Genomic DNA, 24,264 nt, shown 5'->3' on the forward strand with positions numbered 1-24,264 from the left:
TACTGAACATTATAACATTTAAACTTAAATAATCCCTATTACATTCAAAAAGACGATGATTATTGCAAGCGGTGCTATAAATCGAAGTAAAAATACCCAGCAAGTAAATACTTTCTTTCCATAATTTCCACCTACGTAAAATTCTGCTTCTAATACCTTTTTCTCCATTTTAAACGATACGAAAATACTGATAAACAATGCACCAAGTGGCATTAATATATTGCTAGATAAGAAGTCTACTGCATCAAAAATATTCTTACCAAAAATCGTAATATCACTCCATACTCCAAATGATAACGCGGATGGTATACCTACTAGGAAAATGCAGAAACCGATGATCCATGATAGTTTATTTCTTCTTTCTTGCTCACCATTTGCTAATGCTGAAACGACCGTTTCTAGTAGAGAAAATGCCGATGTTAATGTCGCAAATGTAAACAGCGCAAGAAATACTGTTAAGAATACTCCACCGAATGGAATTTGACTAAATACAGATGGTAATACGATAAATAGTAATCCAGGTCCTTCTGTTGGCTCCATTCCTAATGAAAATACTGCTGGGAAAATAGCAAGTCCTGCAAATAAAGAAACGAATAAATTCAATCCAACAATTGTTATTGCCGATTTTGGTAAACTTTCTTTTTTATTTAAATACGAACTATACGTAACCATAATCGAAATCCCTATACTAATCGCAAAGAATGATTGTCCCATTGCGAACAAAATACTTTCTGAAGTAATCTTTGAGAAATCTGGTTGTAAGAAAAACTTCACACCTTTCATCGCATCATCAAGTGTTAATGAACGAATAATAAGAGCTACAAATAAAACGAACAACGCTGGTAACATGTATTTACTTGCTTTTTCAATCCCATTTTGTACACCTTTTGATACAACCCATATCGTAATAAACATAAAAGCAAAATGACCAAGAATAGCCCAAATTGGATTTCCAATTGTTTCAGTGAATAATGTACTGTAATTTTGTCCCGAAGTAATAAGCTGTCCTGTTACTCCCCTGAATAAATAGATTAATACCCAGCCACCTACAACACTATAAAACGAAAGTAATATAAAACAAGTTCCAACGCCAAGACGTCCAATCCAGTGCCATCCTGTATTTGGTGCAATACTTTTAAATGCTCCAACTGCTTGTTTCTGTGTACTGCGTCCAATCATAAATTCAGCTATAAGTAGCGGTAGTCCAATTAATACAGTAAATAATATAAAAATTAAAAAGAATGCTCCTCCCCCGCTCTTCCCAGCAATATAAGGAAACTTCCATATTGCGCCAAGTCCAATTGCTGATCCTGCTGCTGCCATTATAAAACCTAATTTCGAAGTCCATTGCTCCGTCTGTTTCATCCTATTTTCCTCCTAATTAAATCTCTTTATATAAATAATTAAATTTTATATACCCATCCTAATAAACCCTCCATTTCTTCCTCTATATAATAAAAAATGGCCTAGCATCTCTTTATATAAAGAGACGCTAAGCCATTTACTTAACGCGGTACCACCCTTATTGATTCCATTATGAATCCACCTTAGTAGTAATCGTTTGATTACAAACCTAATATCGAAGGTTAACCGTTAAGATTTACTAAGAATGTGATTCCGTTCCACCTTACTGCTCCTAGGCGAGTTCAGGATGTCATTTGACTATGTCGCACCAACCCATAGCTCTCTGCACAAATACATGACCTTACTACTCCTATTCAATACATTTTAATATTTAGAATATATTTTCTTTTGAAATTAATATGAAGTATATCGGTTATATTTGTTACTGTCAAGATATATATTAATTTTTTGTCGAAAAGGATTTTTATAAATCCTTATAGAAAATATTTACAAATATAAATTGTAAGGAGAAAATACATTATGTCATATTTAAAGAATGGATGTTTTTTTATTATCCGCTCATTTTTCATCATCTTTGGTATTATTGCGATTTGTTCTTTGCCACAATTGTTTTTTGGTAAATCTCCAAGTTCATCAAATTCACTAGCAATGCAACCAACACCAACTTTACAATTTAATTTGAGTAACTATTTAGATTCGATATTAAATGTTATCTCTTCTTTATTTCACCCTACAACAATTACTTACAAAATCAGCAATGCAGGTATTCAATCACCGGATCGAGACCTATTTCCATACTTACTAGAATCATATAACCATACATTAATTATTATGATTTGCGCTTTTCTTATTGCCGTACTCCTCTCTACTACTTTTACCATACTTACATTTTACTTTCCTAAACCCATTCAATCTCTTATTCTTAAAACTTTGCACGTACTAGAATCATTACCAGACTTATTTTTCATCGTTTGTGTACAATTATTTGTCATTTGGATTTATAAAAATACGAATTTACTCGTTACAGTACCTTTTTCTACAATGCAAGAAAAAACATATTTGCTACCGATATTAACACTAAGTATCTTACCGATTATTTTCTTATACAAAATCAGTCTACTAAATTATAAAGATGAGCTACAAAAGGATTATATAAATGTTGCGGTCGCAAAAGGATTAAAACCGTTTTACATTTTATATAAACACGTACTTATCAACGCCCTACTTTCCATCTTTTATAATGCAAAATCTATTTTTTTATTTATGATTTCCAATATGATTGTACTGGAGTATTTATTTAACTCGTACGGCTTATTTAAATTTTTAATTATGCATCAAACACCGGAAATTATTACGGTAAGTATATTACTTTTAACGATTCCATTCTATCTCTCCTTTGAACTATTAAAACGCATTTTATCAGGAAGAAGGGATTTACATGCTTAAAAAGGTAGTTTTTAATATACGATTTTTAATCGGTCTATTTATTTTAGTAACTATTATTATTTCAAGTTATATTACGAAAGAAAAAGTAGACGCAGGAAAAATCAAACCTGTTCCTGCTTTTCAATACATTGATGATAAACTAGTTAGTACTGCTCCAGCACCGCCATCTTTTTCTCATCCTCTCGGTGTTGATAAAGAGGGGGATGATGTTTTAATCCGGACTCTCTACGATGCAAAAACACCCATTTTTTATGCAGTGATCATTAGCTTTTTCCGTATAGTCTTTTCACTTATATTCGGTGTTCTTCATGCATACTTTTATCGATACGTACGCTTTTTAGATGTTCTATTTGAAACATTCCAATACGTACCTACTACCTTATTAGCGATTTTTTTATTATCACCAGTATTGTTTGTATCTCCAGAGGAAGAACACCTTTGGCTTACTTATACGATTTCCGTTTTGATTTTTATTAGTGTACCTAATTTAGTACAACTTTTCAGTAATGAAATTCGTTTATTACTACAAAATGAATTTGTAACAAGTTCTAAAACATTAGGCGGTGGGTTTTTTCACATTTGTAAATTACATTTAAAACCCTTTCTTACGCCAAAAATTTTCATTTGGATTAATCAACAAATGCTGCAAACTTTAGTTTTATTATTACATTTAGCACTATTTCAAGCCATTTCATTTAACATTGCGGGTACCCTTGTTTTACTTGGTTATAATCATCAGTTTTTAAATGTTTTACCTTGGATAGCATTTGGCCCCGTTTTATTTTTCACTATCGTTATATTAGCTGTATACATGATGTTATCCGGAATGCAAAATGCACTAAAAAGTGATATAACTCAAATTGATAACTCACTTTTATTAAGTGTATTAGCGAAAGAAAAAATTGAAAAAAGAAACCTTCTTTCTTCGTTCAAACAGAGATTTATGGCAAAAAATTAATAACAATGCCCTATTGTAACTCTATACAATGGGGCATTGTTTATTAATCATCTAGATCGTATCATCTTGTTGTTGTGCTGATTCATTTTGCTGAATAGCTTTATCTATCGATGTAGTAGACATGATTACAATTCTTGTAACGTCTACCCGTTAAAACGTACTTTACGATGACTTCAAAAAATAACACAACCCTTTATTTTTCCCTCTACTATCGTCATACACTGTACTTAGCCATTACAATCTACAAATACAGTAATTAAAAATTTAACATTTAGTGCACTTATAAAATTATAATGTGCCTACTCATTTCTATTCTAAAACGTAAAAAGCACTTGTTGCCTTTCATAGACAATCAAGTGCTTTAAGTTCATCTGTTTTTAAGTAGCATTAAATTTGTAAGTTTTGTAGTAACAGTATGACACCTTTTATATATTGTGACAACTACTACGTTAAACTTACGAAATTGTACGAGTTCGTTAGTTTTATGTCCATTCCATGTGTTTATATTCGTCGTCCAGTAAAATGTCATCTCGCCTAAGCTCGTACTTTGTTTTCTATTCTATCATTGCACACAGTACTCCATGATGGTACAACCATCGTAGAGTACTTACTTTCAAACACCATATATTTTTTCTATCCACATCAAAAACAAATTCGTTTTCATTCTCTTTTCTTGTCTACCTATGTATAAAACTTTAACTATTCTTATATACAAAGTAAAAAATATACTAATAACACTTATAACTTCTATTCATCATAAACAATTAATCTTCTTATAATAAAAATGACCTTATTCAGCTTTAAGCTAAACAAGGTCATTTATCTATATTAAAACTCTTCTTCCCATGCTTCTTTTGCATCCAATAACCTTTGTGATAAAAACTCATAAAAATTCTTTGCTGTATTGTAGTCATCAAGTCCACCTTGTCTATCCCATGCTATTACTGGGCACTCATTGTTTTCCATATTACTAGTGTCTAGACAATACGCATATTCCCCAATATCTTCAATAACTACTAAATTCTCACTCATTCCTAACTCCCTATAACTCTCTGTTTCAATAACAACAGAAGCTATATTAAACTTAGCCACCCCTAAAATATTAACACCAAATAACCCACCAGAACCATAATTAGTTAAAAACCACTTATAACTTTCTGGCAATTTTAACTGTAGGGTATCTTGAACATAATCAACTTGTTTTTTATCTACTCCGCCAGTAAAGTCATCTGATTCCATATTTATCTTAATAAAATTGGTTAATTCCTCTTTATTCATTCAAAATTCCTCCTTTTATAATTCAGCTTTATCTATTTGTTTAGCTCTCCATCTCCAATATTTCGGCCTGAAATTTTAATATTGCTTTTTTAACACAGGGTCGTTTCTAAAGCTTCCACCATTCTCCACTAAGCCATGCAATATTTTATAATATTCCTTATGCATACTACCCGGGAGCTCCACCATTGATCCGGGCTCTCTTTGAATTAAATGATGAAATTCTATAGCAGTTCCATCTTTCCAAATTGGTGCTCTTCCTTTTTTCATCAATTGGAGATTTGTCATACCAGTTTCAGGGTCAATTCTCATATAATCAATATCTAACCTTTGAAAAACCCGTCTGCTAATATCCCTTACTTCTCCATTAACTTTAGTTGTTCCAGTATATTCTACATCCTTATAGTTTTTATATTCTTTACCCGTACCTTATGTTGTAATCTTAAAATCTACAAATAAAAATATCAGCCTTTTAACACCTTATTAAATTAATTCTTTTTCTTTTATTTTGGCTAGTTTATAAACTGTTTTGTGCTTCATCATCCCATCAACAATGTTCAAAAACCTTCTCATAATGCAAACCAAAGCTTTCCTTAAGTTAAGACTCGTATATACCCAACAACTTTCAGCTTTTCACCCTTCCGTTACATAAATTTTAATTTTCGTGAAGCCTTTTAACGGATAGCGAGTATTATACGACCGTCATTAGGAAAAATACAACTCATAATTTATTAGTCAGCGCAGAGTACGAACACCTTTTTAAGTTAGCCGTACTTTATCACCACGAGCTTTGTCATTCTCTTTAGTTTTTAGCTATTCCATGTCATAAACTACACCTACCATATAAAATGTCATGTCATCTCACCTACTTATCGTATTTACCTCGCAAAGCAAGTATTAAAAAAATGCCTTGATGGTACAACCATCATGAGCTTTCGATTCTCAAACAGATCATTTTCAAATTGTCCCACTCAAATATTAGCTTATTTAATTTAAACTAAAGTAAAAAAACCTTGAAAGGCAATCAGCCACTCAAGGTTTTTAATCCGCTTAATTTAACTCACATACTTTCATAAGGTTTAAAAAATTACCATCTATCATCTACAGTAATTGTATATTGAGCAACACCGATAAATTTCAAATCACTATTTTTACATTTACTTTTTGTTTTTTGAGCATCATATTCCAAATTGTAAATTAGAATAGCAGCATTAAATTCTTCACTATATCTTATAGTATCAAATTGTTCTAAAAATTGATCGGAGTAAGAAAATCCATCTAATAAATCCTTCACACTGTTTGTCGATTTACTAATCCATTTCTTTTCAATTAAATCGCGATCATAATAATCTAAGTTAAAGTCTTTTTCGAAAGCTGAAGAAATACTGTCTCCATCTTCTGTATACTCAATATTTGTATAATTCATTAACTCTTCCTTACTCTCAAAATTCCCAATCCATATTGATACATGGTCATTCATAATTTTACTACCTCCTTAATTCAATTGGTAATCCCATTTTTCCGCTTTCCAATCTATCTTCTGCCCAATTATTTAATCTTTTTACAAAGGTTTCATAATCTTTTGATGTATCTATAATTCTTAGAATTTGATTATGAGCTACTGTAGAACCTTCTCCACCATGAACACCAGGTGGATTAACAAATTTTACATCTTTTGTTAAAGTTCTCATTTCTTTTATATCATTCATTGATATTCCCCACTCTTTAAACTTTGGAGTTCTTGCCACCAAATGCCACTCATGATATCCCCCCGGTTTTCGAATTCTATCTTCAATTCTTTTTCTTAACTTAGGGTTCTCCCACATTGTATTAAACTCTTCTGAAGATAAATCGTCAAACCATTTATTGAACTCTCCATTCCTAATGGAAGGAATATTTATTTTTCCTATATCTTCACCCGTACCCTTAACACCCTTCTCTCCAACACTTTTCATATACTGATAAGCATCTTTCAGAGAATGCTGTCCCATTTCTCTGACCATTCCTACTCCAGGCATGACGTAGGCTTTTCCCACACCTGGGATCCATTTGTACTCCAGTAATGTTTTTACTGCGTGCTGGATCTTTTCATTCCCTTGTAGGAAGGTTGTTTTTACGGTTGTGGCACCTTTGTTCCATAAGCTACCGATTTTGTTTGCAAATCCTTTTGCTGTAGAGGTTACAAAGTTTACGCCTTCTTTTACTTTGTGGGTGGCTGTTTTTATACCATCGACGGCTGCTTTTCCAGCTTTCCCGGCCACCATTGTTACGCCTTCGCCTAGTCTTTTTCCTGCTTTTACAATTGTCTTCCCGAAGCTAGAAGCGACATACTTTATTCCTTTTCCAGCAAGACTCGCGACTTTACCGACGGGAATAAAGTTTAAAAGGGTCCATCCGGCGGCGATGAGTCTTTCTTTTGTTGATAATTCTTCGCCTGTGATAGGGTCTTTACCAGTAACCGCCCGAATTGCATCATTAATTCCGATGAATTCAGCTGCTCCTTCTACTCCCTTTTGCCACCATGATTTTTCATGTTTCTCCTCTTTTTTAGGAGTTTCTTTCAATTTTTCGGTTTGTTTCTTTTGATATTCCTCATCTGCTTGACGAAACTTTTGAGCAATGCGCCGTAATTCTTTTTCTGTAACTTGTAAATTACGTATGTATGCTTCCATAAGTTTCGTCGATCTCATAAATTCCCCGTAAAAACGCTGACTCGTCGATCCTTGCCATTGCATTTGAATACTAAACATGGATTGATTGAGATTTTGTTGTATATTCTGGCTGTGTGTCTGCATCTCTGATATATTTTTGGCAATTTGTTCGAGTTGTTCAGGTTTGACTTTAATCTCCAAACCTTCTCCCACCTTCCTCTATTTTATACCAAAAAGAAATAGAACTGCATCAATTTTTACTTATTCTTTTTAGAGAAAACATCAAAAATACTATTGTCACAAATCGCTTCAATTTCTTCCTTTACAAATAATTTTTGAAACCTTGTTCCAGGATTCAAAATTACATTCGCTTCTAAATCTATCGCTTTCAATAATTCAACTGCATTCATAGAAACATATGGGCATTCTTCTGGAATAACCATTTCTAAATGTTTTAGATCAGAATACAGTGGTAACATTAACCCTTCTTCCATTTCAAAATAATGGATTTGTAATTGTGTATTATTAGTAGAAATCAAATTTCCTTCTTCATCTACATTTGTATCCCCTTCGACAGAAGCAACAACGAATAAATTTGATTTCTGTAATATCTCGTAAAAATGGCCTCTTTTTTCTTCGTTTTGCAACGCTTCCACTAACGCCTCATCTAATGGACTAATTTCTAGTAAACTCATTAACTTTCACTCCTTATTTGGAATAATTTCGCCATCTTACTTTGGGTAAGATGGCGAAATTTATTACTTTATTTTTTAGTAGCATTTTTTATCGCTTGTAGTCCATCATTTGCTTGGCTACGAACGTCCTGTGGAACATGTTTATAATCTGCACGGCTTACAAATTCGAAATACTGATATGCAGTATTTAAATCATTTCCCTTTAATGCATTTTGCCCAACATTAACCATCGTCTCTGCAATTTGTCTTATTTTCGCTTTACTTTGTTCATTTGCATATCCATTTTCAATAGCTGTATTTGCATAAGCTAATGCTGTTGCAATATCTTTCACATTTGAGCTATTACCATATTTCGCGAACGATTGACTTGCTACATTGAAATCATTCAAGTAATCAATAGAATTTCTAATTACGTCTTGGAAGCCAAATCCTTGCGCACCAGGCGTTGTATACATTAATCGATATAAATTCATAGCTCTTGCAGGATCAGATACTTCAAATCCACGTGCTTTATTTAATAACTTATTAAAAATGTTACTCATATCTCCTGCGTCAGCTATACCACGTTCATAAGCTTGTCCATAATAATATAATGCATTCAATTGACTAGCTTCATCACTCTTACTATTTTCATAACTTGCTAAATTCAACAATTGAATACCTTCTAATTTCTTCGTTGCTTCCTTTATTTTCTCATTGAATCTTGAATCATCCACTATAGCTGGTGAAATATCTTTTAAATATACAATTAATTCAAGGGATGGTTGAACAGATTTTTTAACTTCACTTTGCCATCCAGAATTACCCTTTAAATTATTCCATTGCTCCATAGTTTGATTCCAAAGGAAGTTTGTATTAGTTTGTAATTTTTCAAATGCACGAGCATGTTTATTTCCATTACGAATAGAGTTTGCCATATATAATACAGCGTCATAATAATTTTTCTCTGCAAACACTTCATCTGCCTTGGCTTCTAGCATTACAGGTAAAGATAACGATTTTGCCTGTTCTTTCTGTACGGTAACTACATTTTTAATATTTAAGATAAAGTGATAATTTTGTAATGCCACTTCTGCAGGTGTCTCTTCTGCTTTTGATTGTGTTAATAAGCTCTCAACTGCATTTTTCAATTGATCCTGCAATGTGTTTTGTTCCTCACCTTTTGTCTGATCAATGTATTGATCTGCTAGTACAATTGCTTCTTTCCACTTCGCTTCGTTCATATACGCTGTAACCTGTTCAATCGCCCATTGTCCAGGTGTTTTTACTTCATCTTGCTTTGTACCATCTTTATTATCTTTTTGTTCCTCATCCTTTTTATCTTCTTTATTATTTTGTGCTTCTTCTTGTTTTGCATGTTCTTTATCCGTTTGTACTTCTTCTTGTTTTGTATCTTCTTTATTTGTTTTCGATTCTTCTGGCTTCGAATTTTCTTTATTCTCTTGTTTTTCTTCACCTTTTGATTGTTGTACTTCCTTTTCAGTCGTTGCTTTTTCTTCTACATTTTTATTTTGTTCTTTTCCTTGATTTAAAACTGGCACAGTTGGAACTTCAACTTTTCCTTGCACCATTTTTTTCAATTCATTTTCAAGCATTTGGTTAAAAATTGCTTGCACTCGATCATAAGCTTGCTTTTGTAAGTCTTCATCAACGCCTTGTAATACGGAAGTTAATAAATAATATTTACTTAAAGCTGCATTTACATCTCGTTTTTCTTCATTAAGTGCTGCTTTAAAAATATCTTTAGATAGCTTTTCAACAACATATTTCTTGTTTTCTTTAAAACGTTCGAATTCTTGTTTATTAAAAGCAGAATCCTGATATATACTTAACTGATTTCGAATATAAAATAGTTGCTCATACTTTGAACTAGCTACTTTTTCAAATTGAGAAGAATCATTTGCCGCTAGCAACAAAGCTGCTTTATTAGCTTCTGCTGGTGAAGAGCTAACTTGAGAAATAAGCTGTAAATCATCACGATTCTCTGTATTTGTCATACCATCAATTAGCTTCAAATGATTTTGTGCCTTATAAAACTCCCCAAAAAATACTGCACTAGATTTCTCTCCATTTGCTGTATACCATTCTACAAGAATATCCCCTGTTTTTGGTGATACTGTAATTGTTGGACGTATTGGTTCTGGTGGTTTAGGATCCACCACTGGCGGCTTTGGATCCACCACCGGTGGCTTTGGATCTACCACTGGCGGCTTTGGATCTACTGGTGTATTTGGATCTACTGGTGGCTTTGGATCTACCACTGGCGTATTTGGATCTACTGGTGGCTTTGGATCTACCACTGGTGTATTTGGATCTACTGGTGGCTTTGGACCCACTGGCGTATTCGGATCTATTGGTGGCTTTGGATCTACCGGCAACTTAGGATCCACTGGTGTATTCGAATCTGCTGGTGATTTAGGATTATCCACCACAGGTCCCCCCATATTAGTTGGAGTTTCAATTTTTGGTGGCGTTGGTGCATCTGACAATTTAATCTGTGGATCTTTCTTTTCCACCGACACATCATCTGGTTTATACGTCACTGGTGTAATCGGTGATTTATTATTTCCGATTAAGTCTGCTAAATTAATGTTTGGTTTTTCGCCAGGTTTGTCATCTTTTTTTGCAGGATCAGCAACTAAATTTGGGAACATAGACTGTAAATTGCTTCCTGTAATACGATCATCTTTTTTCTCTTCCGTATTACTTGCTAGTTTTACCGTTTCTCTTCCTGCTGTACTAAAGCCTTTGTCATAAACAAGATATCCTGACGTTCCAAGTAAAGCTGCTGACATTACAGATATTGCGACTTTTTTTCCTAGATTGTTGTTGTTTTCTTCCATGTTTCTTCCCCTTTTCGCATCTTTATTGAATCCAGCCGTTTGTTTTCATCTCTGTTAGTTTTTCTTGTGCTGCTCTTACTTCAGTTTCATTTTCATTTGCTTGTACTGTTTTTCTTAAGAAACGACTCGCTTCTTCATATTTTTTTTGTTTAATTTTAAACATCCCGAATGCAAAATTCACATGAGGATCTTCATCATTTTGTGAATATGCTTCTGTGAAAAATTTCTCTGCTTCATTTCCTTGTCCCACTTTATCGTATAAAATCCCTATATTCACAAGCGTATTTGTGTCGCGAGTCCCGTTGTTGACAACTCTATTGTAAGCTTCTAACGCTTGTTGATACGCAGCATTACTCTTTCCACCATCTCGCGTTTCGTAAAATTGACCCGCTTCGTAATATACAATTCCTAATTGATTTAGTAACTCAATATTTTTCATATCTTTTTGAATTGCTGCCTGTAATACTTGCGATGCTTGTTGATAATTCATTTCTTTTTTCGCACTATCAATTAGGTTTGTTTTATTCCAAAGCACATATAAATTTGAAAGTTCAATTGTATATATAGCGTTCTTAGAATCTTGCATTATAGCTTCTTTAAAGAACGATTCAGCTTTATCTAACTGCACAGTTGCCGTTGCTAGTTGTCCTTTTAAATACGAAACAATTGCCTTATCTTCATTTGTTTTCGTACTCATTTTGACAATAACATCTTCTGCCTTTTCAAATTCTTTCATTTTCATATGACTTACAGCTAAATCTCGCATCGCATCTTTTTTGTATGGTTCAATTCCTTTTGCATTATTCGCTAATGCTTGTTCGAAATTCGGAACTGCTTCTTGATATTTTCCTATACGGAAATTCGCTGAAGCTAATAGATATGCTGCTTCATTATTTTCTTTATCTATTTCTCTATCTTTTATTAATTTTGCAAGGTAGTCGATTGCAATTTTATTTTTCCCTTCAGCAATGTAAATCGTTGCTAGCTGAAGGTGCGCTTCGTCTTTGCCTTTCACTGCGATCGCATGACCAACAGCTTCTTCTGCTTTTGTATACTTTTTATCGTGATAGGCTTGGCGTGCTTGTTCCATAAATTTTTGGTATTTAGCGTTTGTTGTATAAAAGTAAAATAGTGTTGAACCACCTATAATAACTACTACAATTGAGCCAATAATCAAAACCCGTTTTTTATTCTTGTTCCACCATATTGAGAAGCCGGACGGTTCTTTTTGTTCATGCGTTAATGTAAGAGGTTGATTCGATGCTTTTGCATTTAAAATTTCATCATCTATATCATATTCAACTTGTTTTTTTGTTTGTTTACGGCTCTGTAAAATGCTATTTGGAACTGTGATTGTAGCTGCTATTTCTGGCATTGGTGGCTCTTTTTCTTCTTTTATCTCTTTAATAATGCTTTCAATTTCCTTTTTTAACGCATGATCAATGTTTGGAAATTGTACGATTCGTGAATAGACGAAACAAGCATATTCTTTATTATTTTCTCGCTCCAATTCAGTAGCTAGTTCCACATAACTTTGCAGCACCTTTTTTTGAGCTATTTCAGGTTCATGATTCTCTAGTATTTGAATAATATATGCGAGTTCTTGTTTTAGAGCTGTTGATGGATTGAGTGAATTAAAAATTGTTTTATATTCATATAATGCCGCTTGTTTAAATCCTCTCTCTTCTAATAATCTTGCAATTTCCAAACATTTCGATACAAAAAGAGAGTGTTCTTCTTCTGACTGCCTTTCCGCATCAATTTTTACTATTTCTCTTGCACTATGAAATACATCGTACCATTGCGCAAAGCTTGGACATTCTGCGAAAGTGTTACTATTCCATGCTTGGTTAAATAACTGTGCAATTTCCCCATTCCATTGATTATGCAATTCTTGCTGAAGTAACGTATATCTTTCACATTCCGTCTGCATTTCTTCCGTTTTAAAGTAACTTGCATCCGTCCATTTTTTATTTCGAATTTCCTCACTACACCAACTTAGTATTTCACCTAATAAAATGGCGCCAGCAAAACGATCGGCTTCTTTTTGCCATATCCCATTTTCTAAATACACTGGTGCATAACCCGCTGAACCTGCTGGCAATAATGAAGGTCTTTTACTTTTTGGTCCATACATTTGCTCAACATCAACAAGTTCAATATAATGTTGGTCTTCAATTGGATTTTCACTTAAAAAAGGTATGAGTACATTACTTGATGATAGATCATTATGAGCAACCTCATTTTCCTCCATCATTTTAAGTGTTGTTAGAAGTGATTCAGCAATAAAGAAACATTGTTCTTTTGTTAGCATTCGTTGCTCTTGTAATATATCAGCCCAAGTTGGTCCTTCAATCCAAGGCATTACTATACTATTTGTAAGATCTTCTGATTTTCCAATAGCAGATACATGTTCTTCCTTTGTAACAATATAGCGTGAGCATACTTTAAGACCTGCTAAGGAGGAAAGTGGTTTTAAAAATGCTAGTTGATGCTTTTCATCACGATAGCGCTCTTTAAAAACTTTTAACGCAATTCGTTCCACACCATTTTCATGTTGTAATTGATAAACTGTTCCTTGTCTTCCCTCTTGCCCATATGGCATTTCAATCCCAATTACTGCCGGATGTTTCTCAAAACGATAAACATCTTTATTAAAAATAATTTTTTCTCCTACTTCTGGTCGGAATCCCATTTTATCCCCTTACTCTCATATGACAATTTTTAAAGAAAAGACCAGGAACAATAGCTCCTGGTCTTTTGCAATTGTTCTATTATTAATATGCGTTATCTGTGTTACGGAATTTATCAGCAATACGTTTTAATTCTGATGAAATCCCTTCTAAAATTGGGATATATTGTTGCATTGCTTGTTTAGATTGAGCAAATTCTCCTCGGAACTTCGCTTGTGTTGCCCCAGCCCATTGTCCTTCTAAACTATTAATGTCGCCTTCAAGTCTATTAATTTGGTTTTGAGCTTCTCCAGCTGCGTTTGTAAAGTTACTAGCGATTCGCTCAAGTTCTTCTGGTGTAATTTTAATTTCTGCCATTGTATTTATTTCCCCTTTCAATTCTTAAATGATACAACAATTAGATTATAAACTATATTCATACAATTTTTAAAGGGTTAAATTTCAAAAAAATTCTATTTTCTTGTAATTTAACCCTTTTTTAATATTATTTAACCTTTAATTCTGACCATTTCACAATAATTTTATTTGTCATTTTGTGAAGTAAATGTGGTGGTGTATGTGCACATTTTATTTTCATTGGATTTCTACGTATACAATATCCATCCCCGCTTGATAATTCTTGATCCATCTCAGTATGTGGAAGCTTTATATTAAAGAAATAGACATCACTATTTTGAGTCGTTCCTAATAAATAACCAAAACTTCTCTTTCTAATTTCTGTAAACCACTTTTCATGAGAATAGCTATTTACACTAGACGTTGTAGCGGCCACAACAAAATGAACCCCTTTATTTTTACAATTTTGAACTATTTGCTCCATTTTATTTTTTGAATCAAAGTCGTTAGATAATATCGCTAACATTTGATCAATATCATCAATTGCAATGATTATTTTCTTATATGGCATTTCCACTTCTTCTTTTGAATCTAAAGATGGCATAACTACTTTTCTATTATTTATTAATTCTAGCAAATCATCTAACATTTCTTTTAATTGTATACCGTCTGTAAGCTTCTTCTCTACATGAGGCAAATCTCCAAGAGCTAAAATACCTGTAGGTCTTTCACCAAAATCTACTAAGTATAATTCCACTTCATCCGGAGAATATTGATAAGCAGTAGAGAACAGAAGTGTTTGTAATAATGATGTTTTCCCACCTTCTATTCTTCCACCGATAAATATATGATTCATTTCGTCCAATGAAAAACTTTGTAAACGAATATCGGCTGTTTCAACTCCTGCAGAAATTTGAGCTGGTTCTAATCGCTCAACTAAATCTTCTACAAATATTTCTTTAGGAACCATTGGAATCTCTTTTGCTTTTTCACCATTCCATTCACTGCTCATTTTTTGAATAATCGTTTTTAATTGCTGTGAATATTCTAATTCACTTTCACCAATAAACGGCAATGCTGCTTGAAACAATTCAGGCGGTTGTCCTTTCATTAATCCACGACCAGCAGGAACTTCAATTAACGGGAAATTAGGTCTACCAACTAAACTATGATATTCTGTTCTATCTTGCAATTCAAATGTAATTGCCATCGGTATATTATTACGAACACGATCAAACATATCAATTGTTTGATTAAGCGAGAAATAGAAGTACACGCCGTATGTGCTTGATTCGCGTAATAACATTTCTAATACTTCATTCTCTTTTTCGAATTCATTTTTAAATCTTATATAACCATCTACCATTACAACAATAGCAGGAACTTTCTTTCCGACCATTCGATTATACATAGAAAATGACTTTGCACCGATGTTAGAAAAACTCTCTTTTCTTTCTGTAATTTCTTTCTTCAAAAAACCAAACAGACGTTTTATTTTTTCATGTTCGTCCTCTTGTACAATCCCGCCTACATGAGGTAAATCTCTAAAATCTAAAAACATACGTCCAAAATCAATAATATAAAAATTCACTTCAGCTGGTGTATGAGATACTGCTAGGGACATAATAATTGTTTGTAACATCGTTGTTTTTCCTGTTCCTGGCATACCATATATATTTAAATGGCCTTCTTGTAAATCGAGTTTTAAAGGATACTGCGCTTGATTTCCGACATCATCAATTAATCCAACCGTAATTTGTAAATCTTCTTTCTCCTTATTCCACACATCAGTGGTCCAATTTTCCATTTCATAAAACTCTTTTAATAATAATTTTTCTGGTAAAGGTGCCAACCAAGGCCCTGGCAATGCTTTAATATTTTCTTTCTCCGATACGTTCTGTATATAGTGAATAAAAGCTTGTAATTGCTTTGGACTATTTGTCATTGGTTTTGGACGCTTTTTCACTTTTATTCTTTCACCCGAAAGCTTAACTTCTGTAAAATCAACAACATCAAGAACTTTCTCTTCATCTGGATTATAAGGTGCTCCACTCCATGCAGATTGGAACAATTCTAATATTTCATTACTTCCAACCTGTAAATAACCTCTTCCCGGTACATTAATTTTAGAGGCATCTGGAATTTTTAACATTTCACGACTATCGGCGTCATCTTGTACACGTAAACAAATTCGAAAACGTGAGTTACTCCAAATCTTATCATTTACAACCCCTGAAGGTTTTTGTGTTGCTAATAATAAGTGAACTCCTAATGTCCTTCCTATTGCAGCAACACTAATTAGCTCGTCCATAAATTCTGGTTGTTCCTTTTTCATTTGAGCAAACTCATCAATGACAATAAATAAATGTGGCAAAGGTTCTGTTTCACGCCAGCTTGTTTCATAATATTCATCTAAATGTTGAACATTCCCAGCCTGAATAAACAATTTTTGTCTTCTCTCTAATTCCGCCTTTAATGAAATCCTTGCACGCTCAATTAAGTTCGGATCTTCTAAGTTTGTAATAGATGCGATAATATGTGGTAATCCTGCAAATGTGTTTGACATTCCGCCACCCTTATAATCGATAAGCATAAATGCCATCTCATGAGGATGATAGGTAGCCGCTAACGCGGCTATAATAGACTGAATCACTTCACTTTTCCCTGAACCTGTTGTACCAGCCATTAACCCATGCGGACCATGTCCTTTCTTCTCAATTTTATCGTGAATATTTAGAAACACAGGTTTACTTCCTTCTCTTACACCGATTGGAACCGGCAATGAAGTTGGATATCGATTTTTATCCCATCTCTCTAGCACTTGTAACTCTTCCATTTTTTTCACTTGGAACAAATCTAAAAAAGTTAATACTTTCGGTATGTTAGCCGCTGTAGAACTTTTCATTCGAATAGGAGCAATACTTCGCGCACCTAATTCGCATCGTTCGAATGAAAGTCGATCTACTTTAAAACTAGCACGCGTTGTCCCGCTATTTTCAGCTGAGCTTGAAAATGTTTCTACTAACTCACCATTTTCTCCGTTTAAGCTAATAACAAGATCACATTCCATCGGTAACCGTTCTTTCTGTTCTGCAAATATAAATGTAGATGCTCCTACACTTTCCCCTTCTCTAAGTAACATTGGAATTAGAGGATCATCCTCTAAAAACTCTCTCGCCGATAAGAAAAAGACATACATTGGGATTAGAGGTACTTTTGCATCCGCTTGTGCAGAAGAATTAAAAATTCTACGCATGTTAAGGGGCGTAAACAATGCTTCCGCCAATTTCTGTGCTTCTTGTTGATTTTCAGATAAAAAACGCATGCTTCTCTGCTCATCCCATACATGAGGAAGCCACCTCATCCAATCCCATTCTTTTTTCTCCTTCTCATGATAGAAGGATGCTATTTTCACTTCATTTGGAGCGTGATGCGTCATAATTTGCGTCGTTACAATTCGAGTGAAGTTCAATCGATCTTCTTTATTGCCAACCACACCTATTACATCATTTTTTTTCAATGATATTGAAATATGCCCATTAGGGATTGTAGTAAAATCCCTTTTCACATTTTGTGCTTCTGTGATTAATGGATTTTCCTCATAACCTTGCTGTTCAGGCACTTTCAATTCAACATAGAATGGTCTCTCACCTGTTCCAATACGGATATCTAAAAAGTCTGGGCTTTCAGGTGTTCGCTCCCATAAATTACTTTCTCGATTTTCAATTCTTTGTACACTCTTTAGTGGACTTGGATTTTGTGTTATTAAATATTTCGCTTGTTCAACCTTTAACGTATCTAACTCCACTCGGTGCTTTTGAATTTGCTCCAAATATCTTTGTTGTAACTGCTCCACCGTTTGTCTATGTTCTTTCTTTTTACGGAAATGCCCCATCGTTGTAATTACATACGATCCTAGCATTGGAATGCTCGAAACCATCATAAGTGGCATATAACTTGCATTCATCTTCATAAATTTCATCATCACAAAATACAATATCAATGTTAAAATTGTCATCATCGCTGGTAATAGCATTGTTTCAATAGAAAATTTAGGTTCTTCTGGTATATTCGGCGGATCATGAATAATAACATCCCCTGTTGGTATATCTACTTTCACACGCGGAGAGCGCTGAAAATATGGTGATTTTCGCACAAAGCATTTCTCCTTCCACACTCAAAAACTATTATTCAATGATTTTCCATACATAATCTTCTTCATTTGAAAACATATCTGATTTACTAGGCTCGTTAGGAACATCTTCTGCTGGTAACATTTCAAAAGAAGGAATAATTGCTCCTTTTTTATGTAACATTACATATTGTCCATCCCAAACATCATTATCCCTCAAAGTTTCATCATTCCGAATAGAATGCCACTCTTCTTTATCCTTTGTCACTCTAATTCCATAAATTTCACTTAATGTTTCATCTATTTTTTCGTGATGTAAAATTGCTTCAATAATTTGTACTGCTTTTACATCATTAGGAATCGCAATATCTATTTCTTCATTTGATTGTTTTATGTACGTCACAATAATCTCTTCCACTTTTATTCACCTTTTTCCATCGAGTTGTTACCAAGAAATATCTAAGAATGAAATATCATCGCTTGTCGGTGAGCACTGCGTCCTCCCGATTTCTTTTAAGACTTCCTCAAAGTTATACTGCATAAGCGACCTAATCCCGTCTGAATGAATAACAATCCGATTTACTTTTTCTCTGGATAATGTCTTTGAAAAAACCTCCAACTTGCTACCAATAATGCCACGATGTGTAGACCATCTTTTCTCTATATTTCTCTCAAACTTCATTACATTCAAGCAACCCTTCTGCTCTTGAAACAATTGTACAAATGAATCACCATGTGTAACTATCATTACCTGTACTTCGTCTTGATTTGGAATGAGCTCTATTTTCCCAGCAATGAACATAGCTTCACTACCTTTCCTCCTCTTTTCTTCCAATACATCGCGAAGTAACCATGGTGTTTCTTCCGGCAATTGAAATGCCCTCACTTCCTCTGCCCCTTCTTCTTTCCACTTTTCCAACTCTTCATTTAATAGGAGAGAAATATCCTGTTCTTTTTCCTGAAATGTTTCAAATAAATTTAATAATTTCATACCAAGAAATTTCGCAGCGATTTCGCCATGAAAAGACATTCCTACTCCATCACATAATACAAATATGAAACGAGTTCCAGTATCTTGAAATGCAATGAAGTCTTGTCCACTTTCATTTAAGTCCTGTGTTTCTTTAGCTCTTACGTAACTATATCGATATGTAAAATGTTCACTTTTCTTCTCTTGTAATACAGTTTCTTTTTCTTGCGACAGGATATATTTCACTTTATTCATCCCTCCTATCGAACCGGCGTTGCAGCGGACATTTGAAACCCAAGTGATACTAAATCCGCATTTGTGCCAGGAAACATCATCACCGCACCATCCGCAATATGAAAACCATGCTCAGTCATCATCTCACGGTAGCTTTGAGGGATAGGTGATGAAAGTCGTTGCAACTTTGCTCCGTACTCATCCGCAATTTCTGTATTTGGCATAATACCTTGCCATTTCTTTATACTAGTAATTTGCTCTTGCATAATTTCATCCGAAATAAAAATATTTTCAATTAGTACATTCCCATCAGGTACGGACATATCCATAATTCTTCGTACAATTAATTCTGGATCTTCACCAGTTGAAGCACCGTCTGTCATATGACAGACAACAGGAGCTGGTCCATCTTGTAAATTTGATAGTTCTTTTTGTAATAACTTCTCCACTACAGAGAAAGCTTTTGCTGTATCAGTTAAGCGATGCGTTTGGATTTTTTCTAGTGGACGCAGTCTTGCTACTTCGTCGATTGTTTTCACACCACCCAATAGATCAAAAACATGATCACTATAAGCTAAAATAGACAATTTATATCTCGGGAGCAATCGACTACCTTTAGTTGAACGAAATACCATTTGACGAATTGCTAAAGAAAGAGCATCCGTTACAATGTCAATTCTTCTTTTTTCTTCTCCGCCTGCATCCATCATTTGATTCATTGATGCGCTTACATCAAGAAGATAAATTATATATGCTGGTGTTTGTTGCGTTGCTTGTGTTTGATATAACATGTTTCATATCCTTCCATACATTATTATACGAACTGTTTTTATATTCACATTTTATTATAACTTATGAATTTTCTTTTTCTCAATTCATTATAAAATTTTCCCGGTATAATTTACATATTTTCACACAAAAAATTTCATTGTGATTCCCTTTACCTTATGTTGAAATACATAAAAAACCCTCCTATATTAATAGAAGGGGTCTAATGTTATGGTATAAGACGAGTACAGTCCCTCGGAAAAGCACTTGCCTCCCGTACATTTGTTAACTCTAAAAATTTATATACAACTCTTTCTAATCCAATCCCAAATCCGCCATGCGGTGGACATCCGTATCGAAACGTATTTAAATAAGATTGGAATTGCTCTGGATGCAATCCTTTTTCTTTAAAAGAAGCAAGTAACATATCATAATGATGAATTCTCTGTGCCCCTGATGTTATTTCTAATCCTTTATATAATAAGTCAAATGAATCAGTAATAGATGGATTCTCTTTATTCCGCATCGTATACATTGGTCTCGCTTCTTTCGGATAATGCGTAATGAAAACAAATTCACTATTATATGTTTCCTTTACATATTTCCCTAGTAACTTTTCACCTTCTGTATCTAAATCCCCTACAGGGGATTCTTTTCGATACTTAATTTTTAAAATTTCTTGTGCTTCTGATAATGTGATTTTAGGAATTTCTGCAATGACAGGTACTGTTATTTGTAATAGTTGTAGTTCTTTCTCGCATTTTTTTCCTACTTGTTGAAACATATAGCGTAACACATCTGTTTCTAATTGCATCACTTCATGAAAATCATTTATAAACCCAACCTCTACGTCTAACGATATATATTCATTTAAATGTCGTGAAGAGTTATGATGTTCAGCCCGGTACACAGGAGCAATTTCAAAAACACGTTCGAGTCCTCCCGCTACCATCATTTGTTTATAAAACTGTGGTGATTGAGCTAAATACGCTTCTCTTTGGAAATATGGAAGCTTAAAAACATTCGCTCCTCCTTCTGCCCCTTGTGAGACAATTTTCGGAGTAAATATACGTGTGAAATCGTTCTCTACTAGAAATTCACTAAAGCTTTGGACGAGTGTAGATTTCACTTTAAAAATCGCCGCGATTCGTTCATGTCTTAATGATAATACCCGCTCATTCAACAGTTGATCTAAGCCGACTTGTAGCTTCTTTTTATTTATTTCAAATGGGAGTGATTCTGCACCATTTAATACTTTTACTTTATGTGCAAGTAGTTCAACACCTAATTCTGTTTTTGTTGTCTCTACTATTTCACCAATTACTTGGACGACACTTTCAACATCAACTTTATATCCAGCTAACTCGTTTTCTAATACACATTGAATAACTCCCGTACGGTCCCTTAATAATAAAAAACTAACATTCCCTAAATGACGAATCTTTTTTACCCATCCTTGTAGTAATACAACCTTCCCGCTACGCTCTGTACATTCTCGCGTGAGTGAACGCTTCATTATTTGATCCATTATATTTCCCTCCAGTAGTTTTATGTTTATTTACATTATTGTTGTCATCGTCATCATCCACGGTCACTCACCCCCTTTCAAAGAATACAAAAATCCGCCCCTATAAATAGGGACGGATTTTTTCCGCGGTACCACCCAAATTGTCATACTGACCATCTTAGTCCTGATAACGGTAGGTACCGTTTGCTTTTACTAATTATCACGTTCAAAGCAACACTCACAGGTGTCTTTCCATCATGCGGTATCGCAATCTTCCCAGCAACCGATTGCTCTCTGTAGACCCTTGCATCATGTACTTTTCCTGATCATCACTTTTTATATTTACAGAGTATTCTATCTCTTTATTTTATAAAATGCAAGCCTTTTTTTCAATATGTTCTGATTTTTCACATCCATCTTTGCACAATCTCCTCTAAAGCCATTCCCCGAGAGCCTTTCAATAATACAATATCCTTTTCATTTATTATTTCTAAAATCTTCGCTGCTACTTCATCTTTATTTTGAAATGATTGCACTTGATTTTTAGGATAGTTCTTCTTTGCTTCTTCCGCTATCATCATTGAAAGCTTACCATACGTAAAAACGTATTGAATTTTCTCTGGACTTAACATTCTTCCGATTTCTCTATGATATACCTCAGCTTCATTTCCTAACTCCAACATATCCCCAATTACAATGATTTTTTTCTCATAAGTATTTAACTTCTCTAATGTTTCAATTGCTGCTGTCATTGAAGATGGACTCGCATTCCATGCATCATTAATAATCGTAAAGCCTGATTTTGCAGATAAAAATTGAAAGCGCATATCTGTAATGTTTATTTGTCTTAACGCCCGCTTTATTTTCTCTGTGGGCACATTATAAAATTGACCTATAGCTATTCCGATGATTGCATTTAATATATTATGTTTCCCATGCAAAGAGACGTCATACTGTACTTTTTTTGATTCATTTAATTTGAAATGACTACCATATTCATTTAATCGTACATTCGTAGGATAAAGATCATTTGTATCCTTTTCACCAAATGACTTATATTCTATACCTAGCATTTTATTATTTTGAGAAAGTAATGGCTCATCACCATTATATAAAAATAAACATTTTTCTTTGAATCCGTCTATAATTTCTAATTTAGCATTCGCAATTCCTTCTCTTGATCCAAGCGTTTCTAAGTGAGAATGTCCAATCATTGTAATTATCGCTACATCCGGCTGCGCTATATTTGATAACTTTCGAATTTGCCCTTCTTCACTCATTCCCATTTCTAGTATTAAAAACTCCGTATCTCGTTTCATTTCTAAAATCGTTAACGGCAATCCAATTTGACTATTTAAATTACCTTTCGTTTTATGTACGTTATAAGTTGTACTTAAAATCGTCCCTATTATATCTTTTACTGTTGTCTTTCCATTACTACCAGTAATTCCGATTACTTTCACATTAAGTTCATTTCGGTAAAATCGTGCTAATTGTTGCAGTGCGAATAGCGTGTCATCTACAAATATAATCGGTATTCCTTTTGGTGGATCACCGTGAGATTTTTTCCATAAGCACGCAACTGCTCCATTCCTCATTGCCTCTTGTACGTAATCATGCCCATCTTTTACACGTATAATTGGTACAAACAAATTTCCCTCTTGAGTTTTTTTAGAATCAATTGACACTCCCACTGCAACTAATTTATAAAACAACTCATGTAGCCCTTCACCATCTACTACTTCTTCAAGTTCTTTCAAACTAATTTGAATCATACCATCACCTTTCCGTTTTATTACATAATTTTAAGTTTTTTTACACATATTAATATAAATTTTATAGCGGAGGTGTGCATATGAGAAAAACGATTAGTTTCTTTTTCCTATTGTTATGCATAGTTGCAGTTAATGAAACGTATGCTTATTCCCCAAACTCTTTACCAGTCTCTCAAAACTCTAATCAATGGCAAGTGAATATTGATAAAGTGAAAAAAACGGGTGAAAAATTGTTGCAACCTAAAAAAGGTGTATTTCAAACATATCATTTCTCTGTAAAAAATCTTGGGAAAAGCGAAGTATATAACGTACAAGTTGAAGTCTTCCGCAATGAACCAAATACGAAAACAAAATATGAACTCTTTTCCCTAAAAGAAAGTCGTCTAGCAAGCGGAAAAACTGGATTTGAACACGCTAATTTCCCTGTTGCTACAAAAGCAGATAAGGTCGACGTGATGATTACGTGGCAAGAACATCCTTTCCGCTCCATGAGAAACGGTCAAAAAGTTGAAGCTAGAAAGTTTAAAGAGCATTTTGTTTTTAAAGAAGCGACAAAGTAAACTTGTTGATATATTTACATTATCGCCGATATAAATAAATTTTCTAGTACCGGTCC

18 protein-coding genes and 2 other annotated features are annotated in these 24,264 nt (G+C 33.9%); of the genes, 3 read left to right on the top strand and 15 right to left on the bottom strand.

The window, feature by feature from the left end:
- Window positions 1-24 precede the first annotated feature (24 nt).
- Window positions 25-1,365, bottom strand: a complete 1,341-nt coding sequence (locus ACTFQM_RS04450) for a sodium-dependent transporter (RefSeq protein ID WP_440033564.1) — start codon at window positions 1,363-1,365, stop codon at window positions 25-27.
- A gap of 117 nt (window positions 1,366-1,482) precedes the next feature.
- Window positions 1,483-1,731, bottom strand: a binding site (T-box leader).
- Window positions 1,732-1,884: 153 nt separating this feature from the next.
- Between ACTFQM_RS04450 and ACTFQM_RS04455 the strand changes: the two genes are divergently transcribed.
- Together ACTFQM_RS04455 and ACTFQM_RS04460 are read left to right on the top strand one after the other, a co-directional pair.
- A complete protein-coding gene (locus ACTFQM_RS04455) occupies window positions 1,885-2,811 on the top strand; it encodes an ABC transporter permease subunit (protein ID WP_440033565.1) in 927 nt (308 codons plus the stop codon).
- A complete protein-coding gene (locus ACTFQM_RS04460) occupies window positions 2,804-3,769 on the top strand; it encodes a peptide ABC transporter permease (RefSeq protein ID WP_440033566.1) in 966 nt (321 codons plus the stop codon). The genes ACTFQM_RS04455 and ACTFQM_RS04460 overlap by 8 nt, the downstream gene beginning before the upstream one ends.
- Window positions 3,770-4,597: 828 nt before the next feature.
- On the opposite strand, the gene ACTFQM_RS04465 is transcribed toward ACTFQM_RS04460, so the two are convergent.
- The 14 genes from ACTFQM_RS04465 to ACTFQM_RS04530 form a co-directional block, all read right to left on the bottom strand.
- Window positions 4,598-5,047 carry an SMI1/KNR4 family protein gene (locus ACTFQM_RS04465; protein WP_400486199.1) on the bottom strand — a complete coding sequence of 150 codons (450 nt, stop codon included), beginning with the start codon at window positions 5,045-5,047 and terminating at the stop codon, window positions 4,598-4,600.
- A gap of 75 nt (window positions 5,048-5,122) precedes the next feature.
- Window positions 5,123-5,356 carry an HNH/ENDO VII family nuclease gene (locus tag ACTFQM_RS04470; protein WP_440033567.1) on the bottom strand — a complete coding sequence of 78 codons (234 nt, stop codon included), beginning with the start codon at window positions 5,354-5,356 and terminating at the stop codon, window positions 5,123-5,125.
- 775 nt (window positions 5,357-6,131) lie between these two features.
- Window positions 6,132-6,524 carry an immunity 22 family protein gene (locus tag ACTFQM_RS04475; protein ID WP_400486196.1) on the bottom strand — a complete coding sequence of 131 codons (393 nt, stop codon included), beginning with the start codon at window positions 6,522-6,524 and terminating at the stop codon, window positions 6,132-6,134.
- 7 nt (window positions 6,525-6,531) lie between these two features.
- The gene (locus ACTFQM_RS04480) at window positions 6,532-7,896 is read right to left on the bottom strand and encodes a WXG100 family type VII secretion target (protein WP_440033568.1); all 1,365 of its coding nucleotides are present in this window, start codon (window positions 7,894-7,896) and stop codon (window positions 6,532-6,534) included.
- Between the two features lie 56 nt (window positions 7,897-7,952).
- A complete protein-coding gene (locus ACTFQM_RS04485; RefSeq protein WP_440033569.1) occupies window positions 7,953-8,390 on the bottom strand; it encodes an SseB family protein in 438 nt (145 codons plus the stop codon).
- Between the two features lie 68 nt (window positions 8,391-8,458).
- Entirely contained in the window at window positions 8,459-11,233 is a 2,775-nt protein-coding gene (locus ACTFQM_RS04490; protein ID WP_440033570.1) for a hypothetical protein, read from the bottom strand.
- A 22-nt stretch (window positions 11,234-11,255) separates the two neighbouring features.
- Window positions 11,256-13,928 (bottom strand): tetratricopeptide repeat protein, encoded by a 2,673-nt coding sequence (locus ACTFQM_RS04495; protein ID WP_440033571.1) that lies wholly within the window; start codon window positions 13,926-13,928, stop codon window positions 11,256-11,258.
- An 82-nt stretch (window positions 13,929-14,010) separates the two neighbouring features.
- On the bottom strand, window positions 14,011-14,283 hold the full coding sequence (locus ACTFQM_RS04500) for a WXG100 family type VII secretion target (RefSeq protein ID WP_440033573.1): 273 nt from the start codon (window positions 14,281-14,283) through the stop codon (window positions 14,011-14,013).
- A gap of 127 nt (window positions 14,284-14,410) precedes the next feature.
- Window positions 14,411-18,418, bottom strand: a complete 4,008-nt coding sequence (essC, locus tag ACTFQM_RS04505) for a type VII secretion protein EssC (protein ID WP_440033574.1) — start codon at window positions 18,416-18,418, stop codon at window positions 14,411-14,413.
- A 31-nt stretch (window positions 18,419-18,449) separates the two neighbouring features.
- The gene (locus ACTFQM_RS04510; RefSeq protein WP_440033575.1) at window positions 18,450-18,812 is read right to left on the bottom strand and encodes a hypothetical protein; all 363 of its coding nucleotides are present in this window, start codon (window positions 18,810-18,812) and stop codon (window positions 18,450-18,452) included.
- Between the two features lie 27 nt (window positions 18,813-18,839).
- Complete coding sequence (locus ACTFQM_RS04515; RefSeq protein WP_440033576.1) at window positions 18,840-19,610, bottom strand: hypothetical protein; 771 nt, start codon at window positions 19,608-19,610, stop codon at window positions 18,840-18,842.
- A gap of 14 nt (window positions 19,611-19,624) precedes the next feature.
- The gene (locus ACTFQM_RS04520; protein ID WP_440033577.1) at window positions 19,625-20,389 is read right to left on the bottom strand and encodes a vWA domain-containing protein; all 765 of its coding nucleotides are present in this window, start codon (window positions 20,387-20,389) and stop codon (window positions 19,625-19,627) included.
- A gap of 206 nt (window positions 20,390-20,595) precedes the next feature.
- A complete protein-coding gene (gene aspS / locus ACTFQM_RS04525; protein WP_440033578.1) occupies window positions 20,596-21,894 on the bottom strand; it encodes an aspartate--tRNA(Asn) ligase in 1,299 nt (432 codons plus the stop codon).
- Between the two features lie 105 nt (window positions 21,895-21,999).
- Window positions 22,000-22,212 (bottom strand) — a binding site (T-box leader).
- A 68-nt stretch (window positions 22,213-22,280) separates the two neighbouring features.
- Window positions 22,281-23,648 (bottom strand): UDP-N-acetylmuramoyl-tripeptide--D-alanyl-D-alanine ligase, encoded by a 1,368-nt coding sequence (locus ACTFQM_RS04530; RefSeq protein ID WP_440033579.1) that lies wholly within the window; start codon window positions 23,646-23,648, stop codon window positions 22,281-22,283.
- Window positions 23,649-23,728: 80 nt separating this feature from the next.
- Here ACTFQM_RS04530 and ACTFQM_RS04535 point away from each other — a divergent pair, with 80 nt between their 5' ends.
- Window positions 23,729-24,208, top strand: a complete 480-nt coding sequence (locus ACTFQM_RS04535; protein ID WP_440033580.1) for a hypothetical protein — start codon at window positions 23,729-23,731, stop codon at window positions 24,206-24,208.
- The last annotated feature ends 56 nt before the right edge of the window (window positions 24,209-24,264 follow it).

The organism is Bacillus cereus group sp. MYBK30-2, from assembly GCF_051915945.1.
GTDB classification, from domain to species: Bacteria; Bacillota; Bacilli; order Bacillales; family Bacillaceae_G; genus Bacillus_A; species Bacillus_A paramycoides.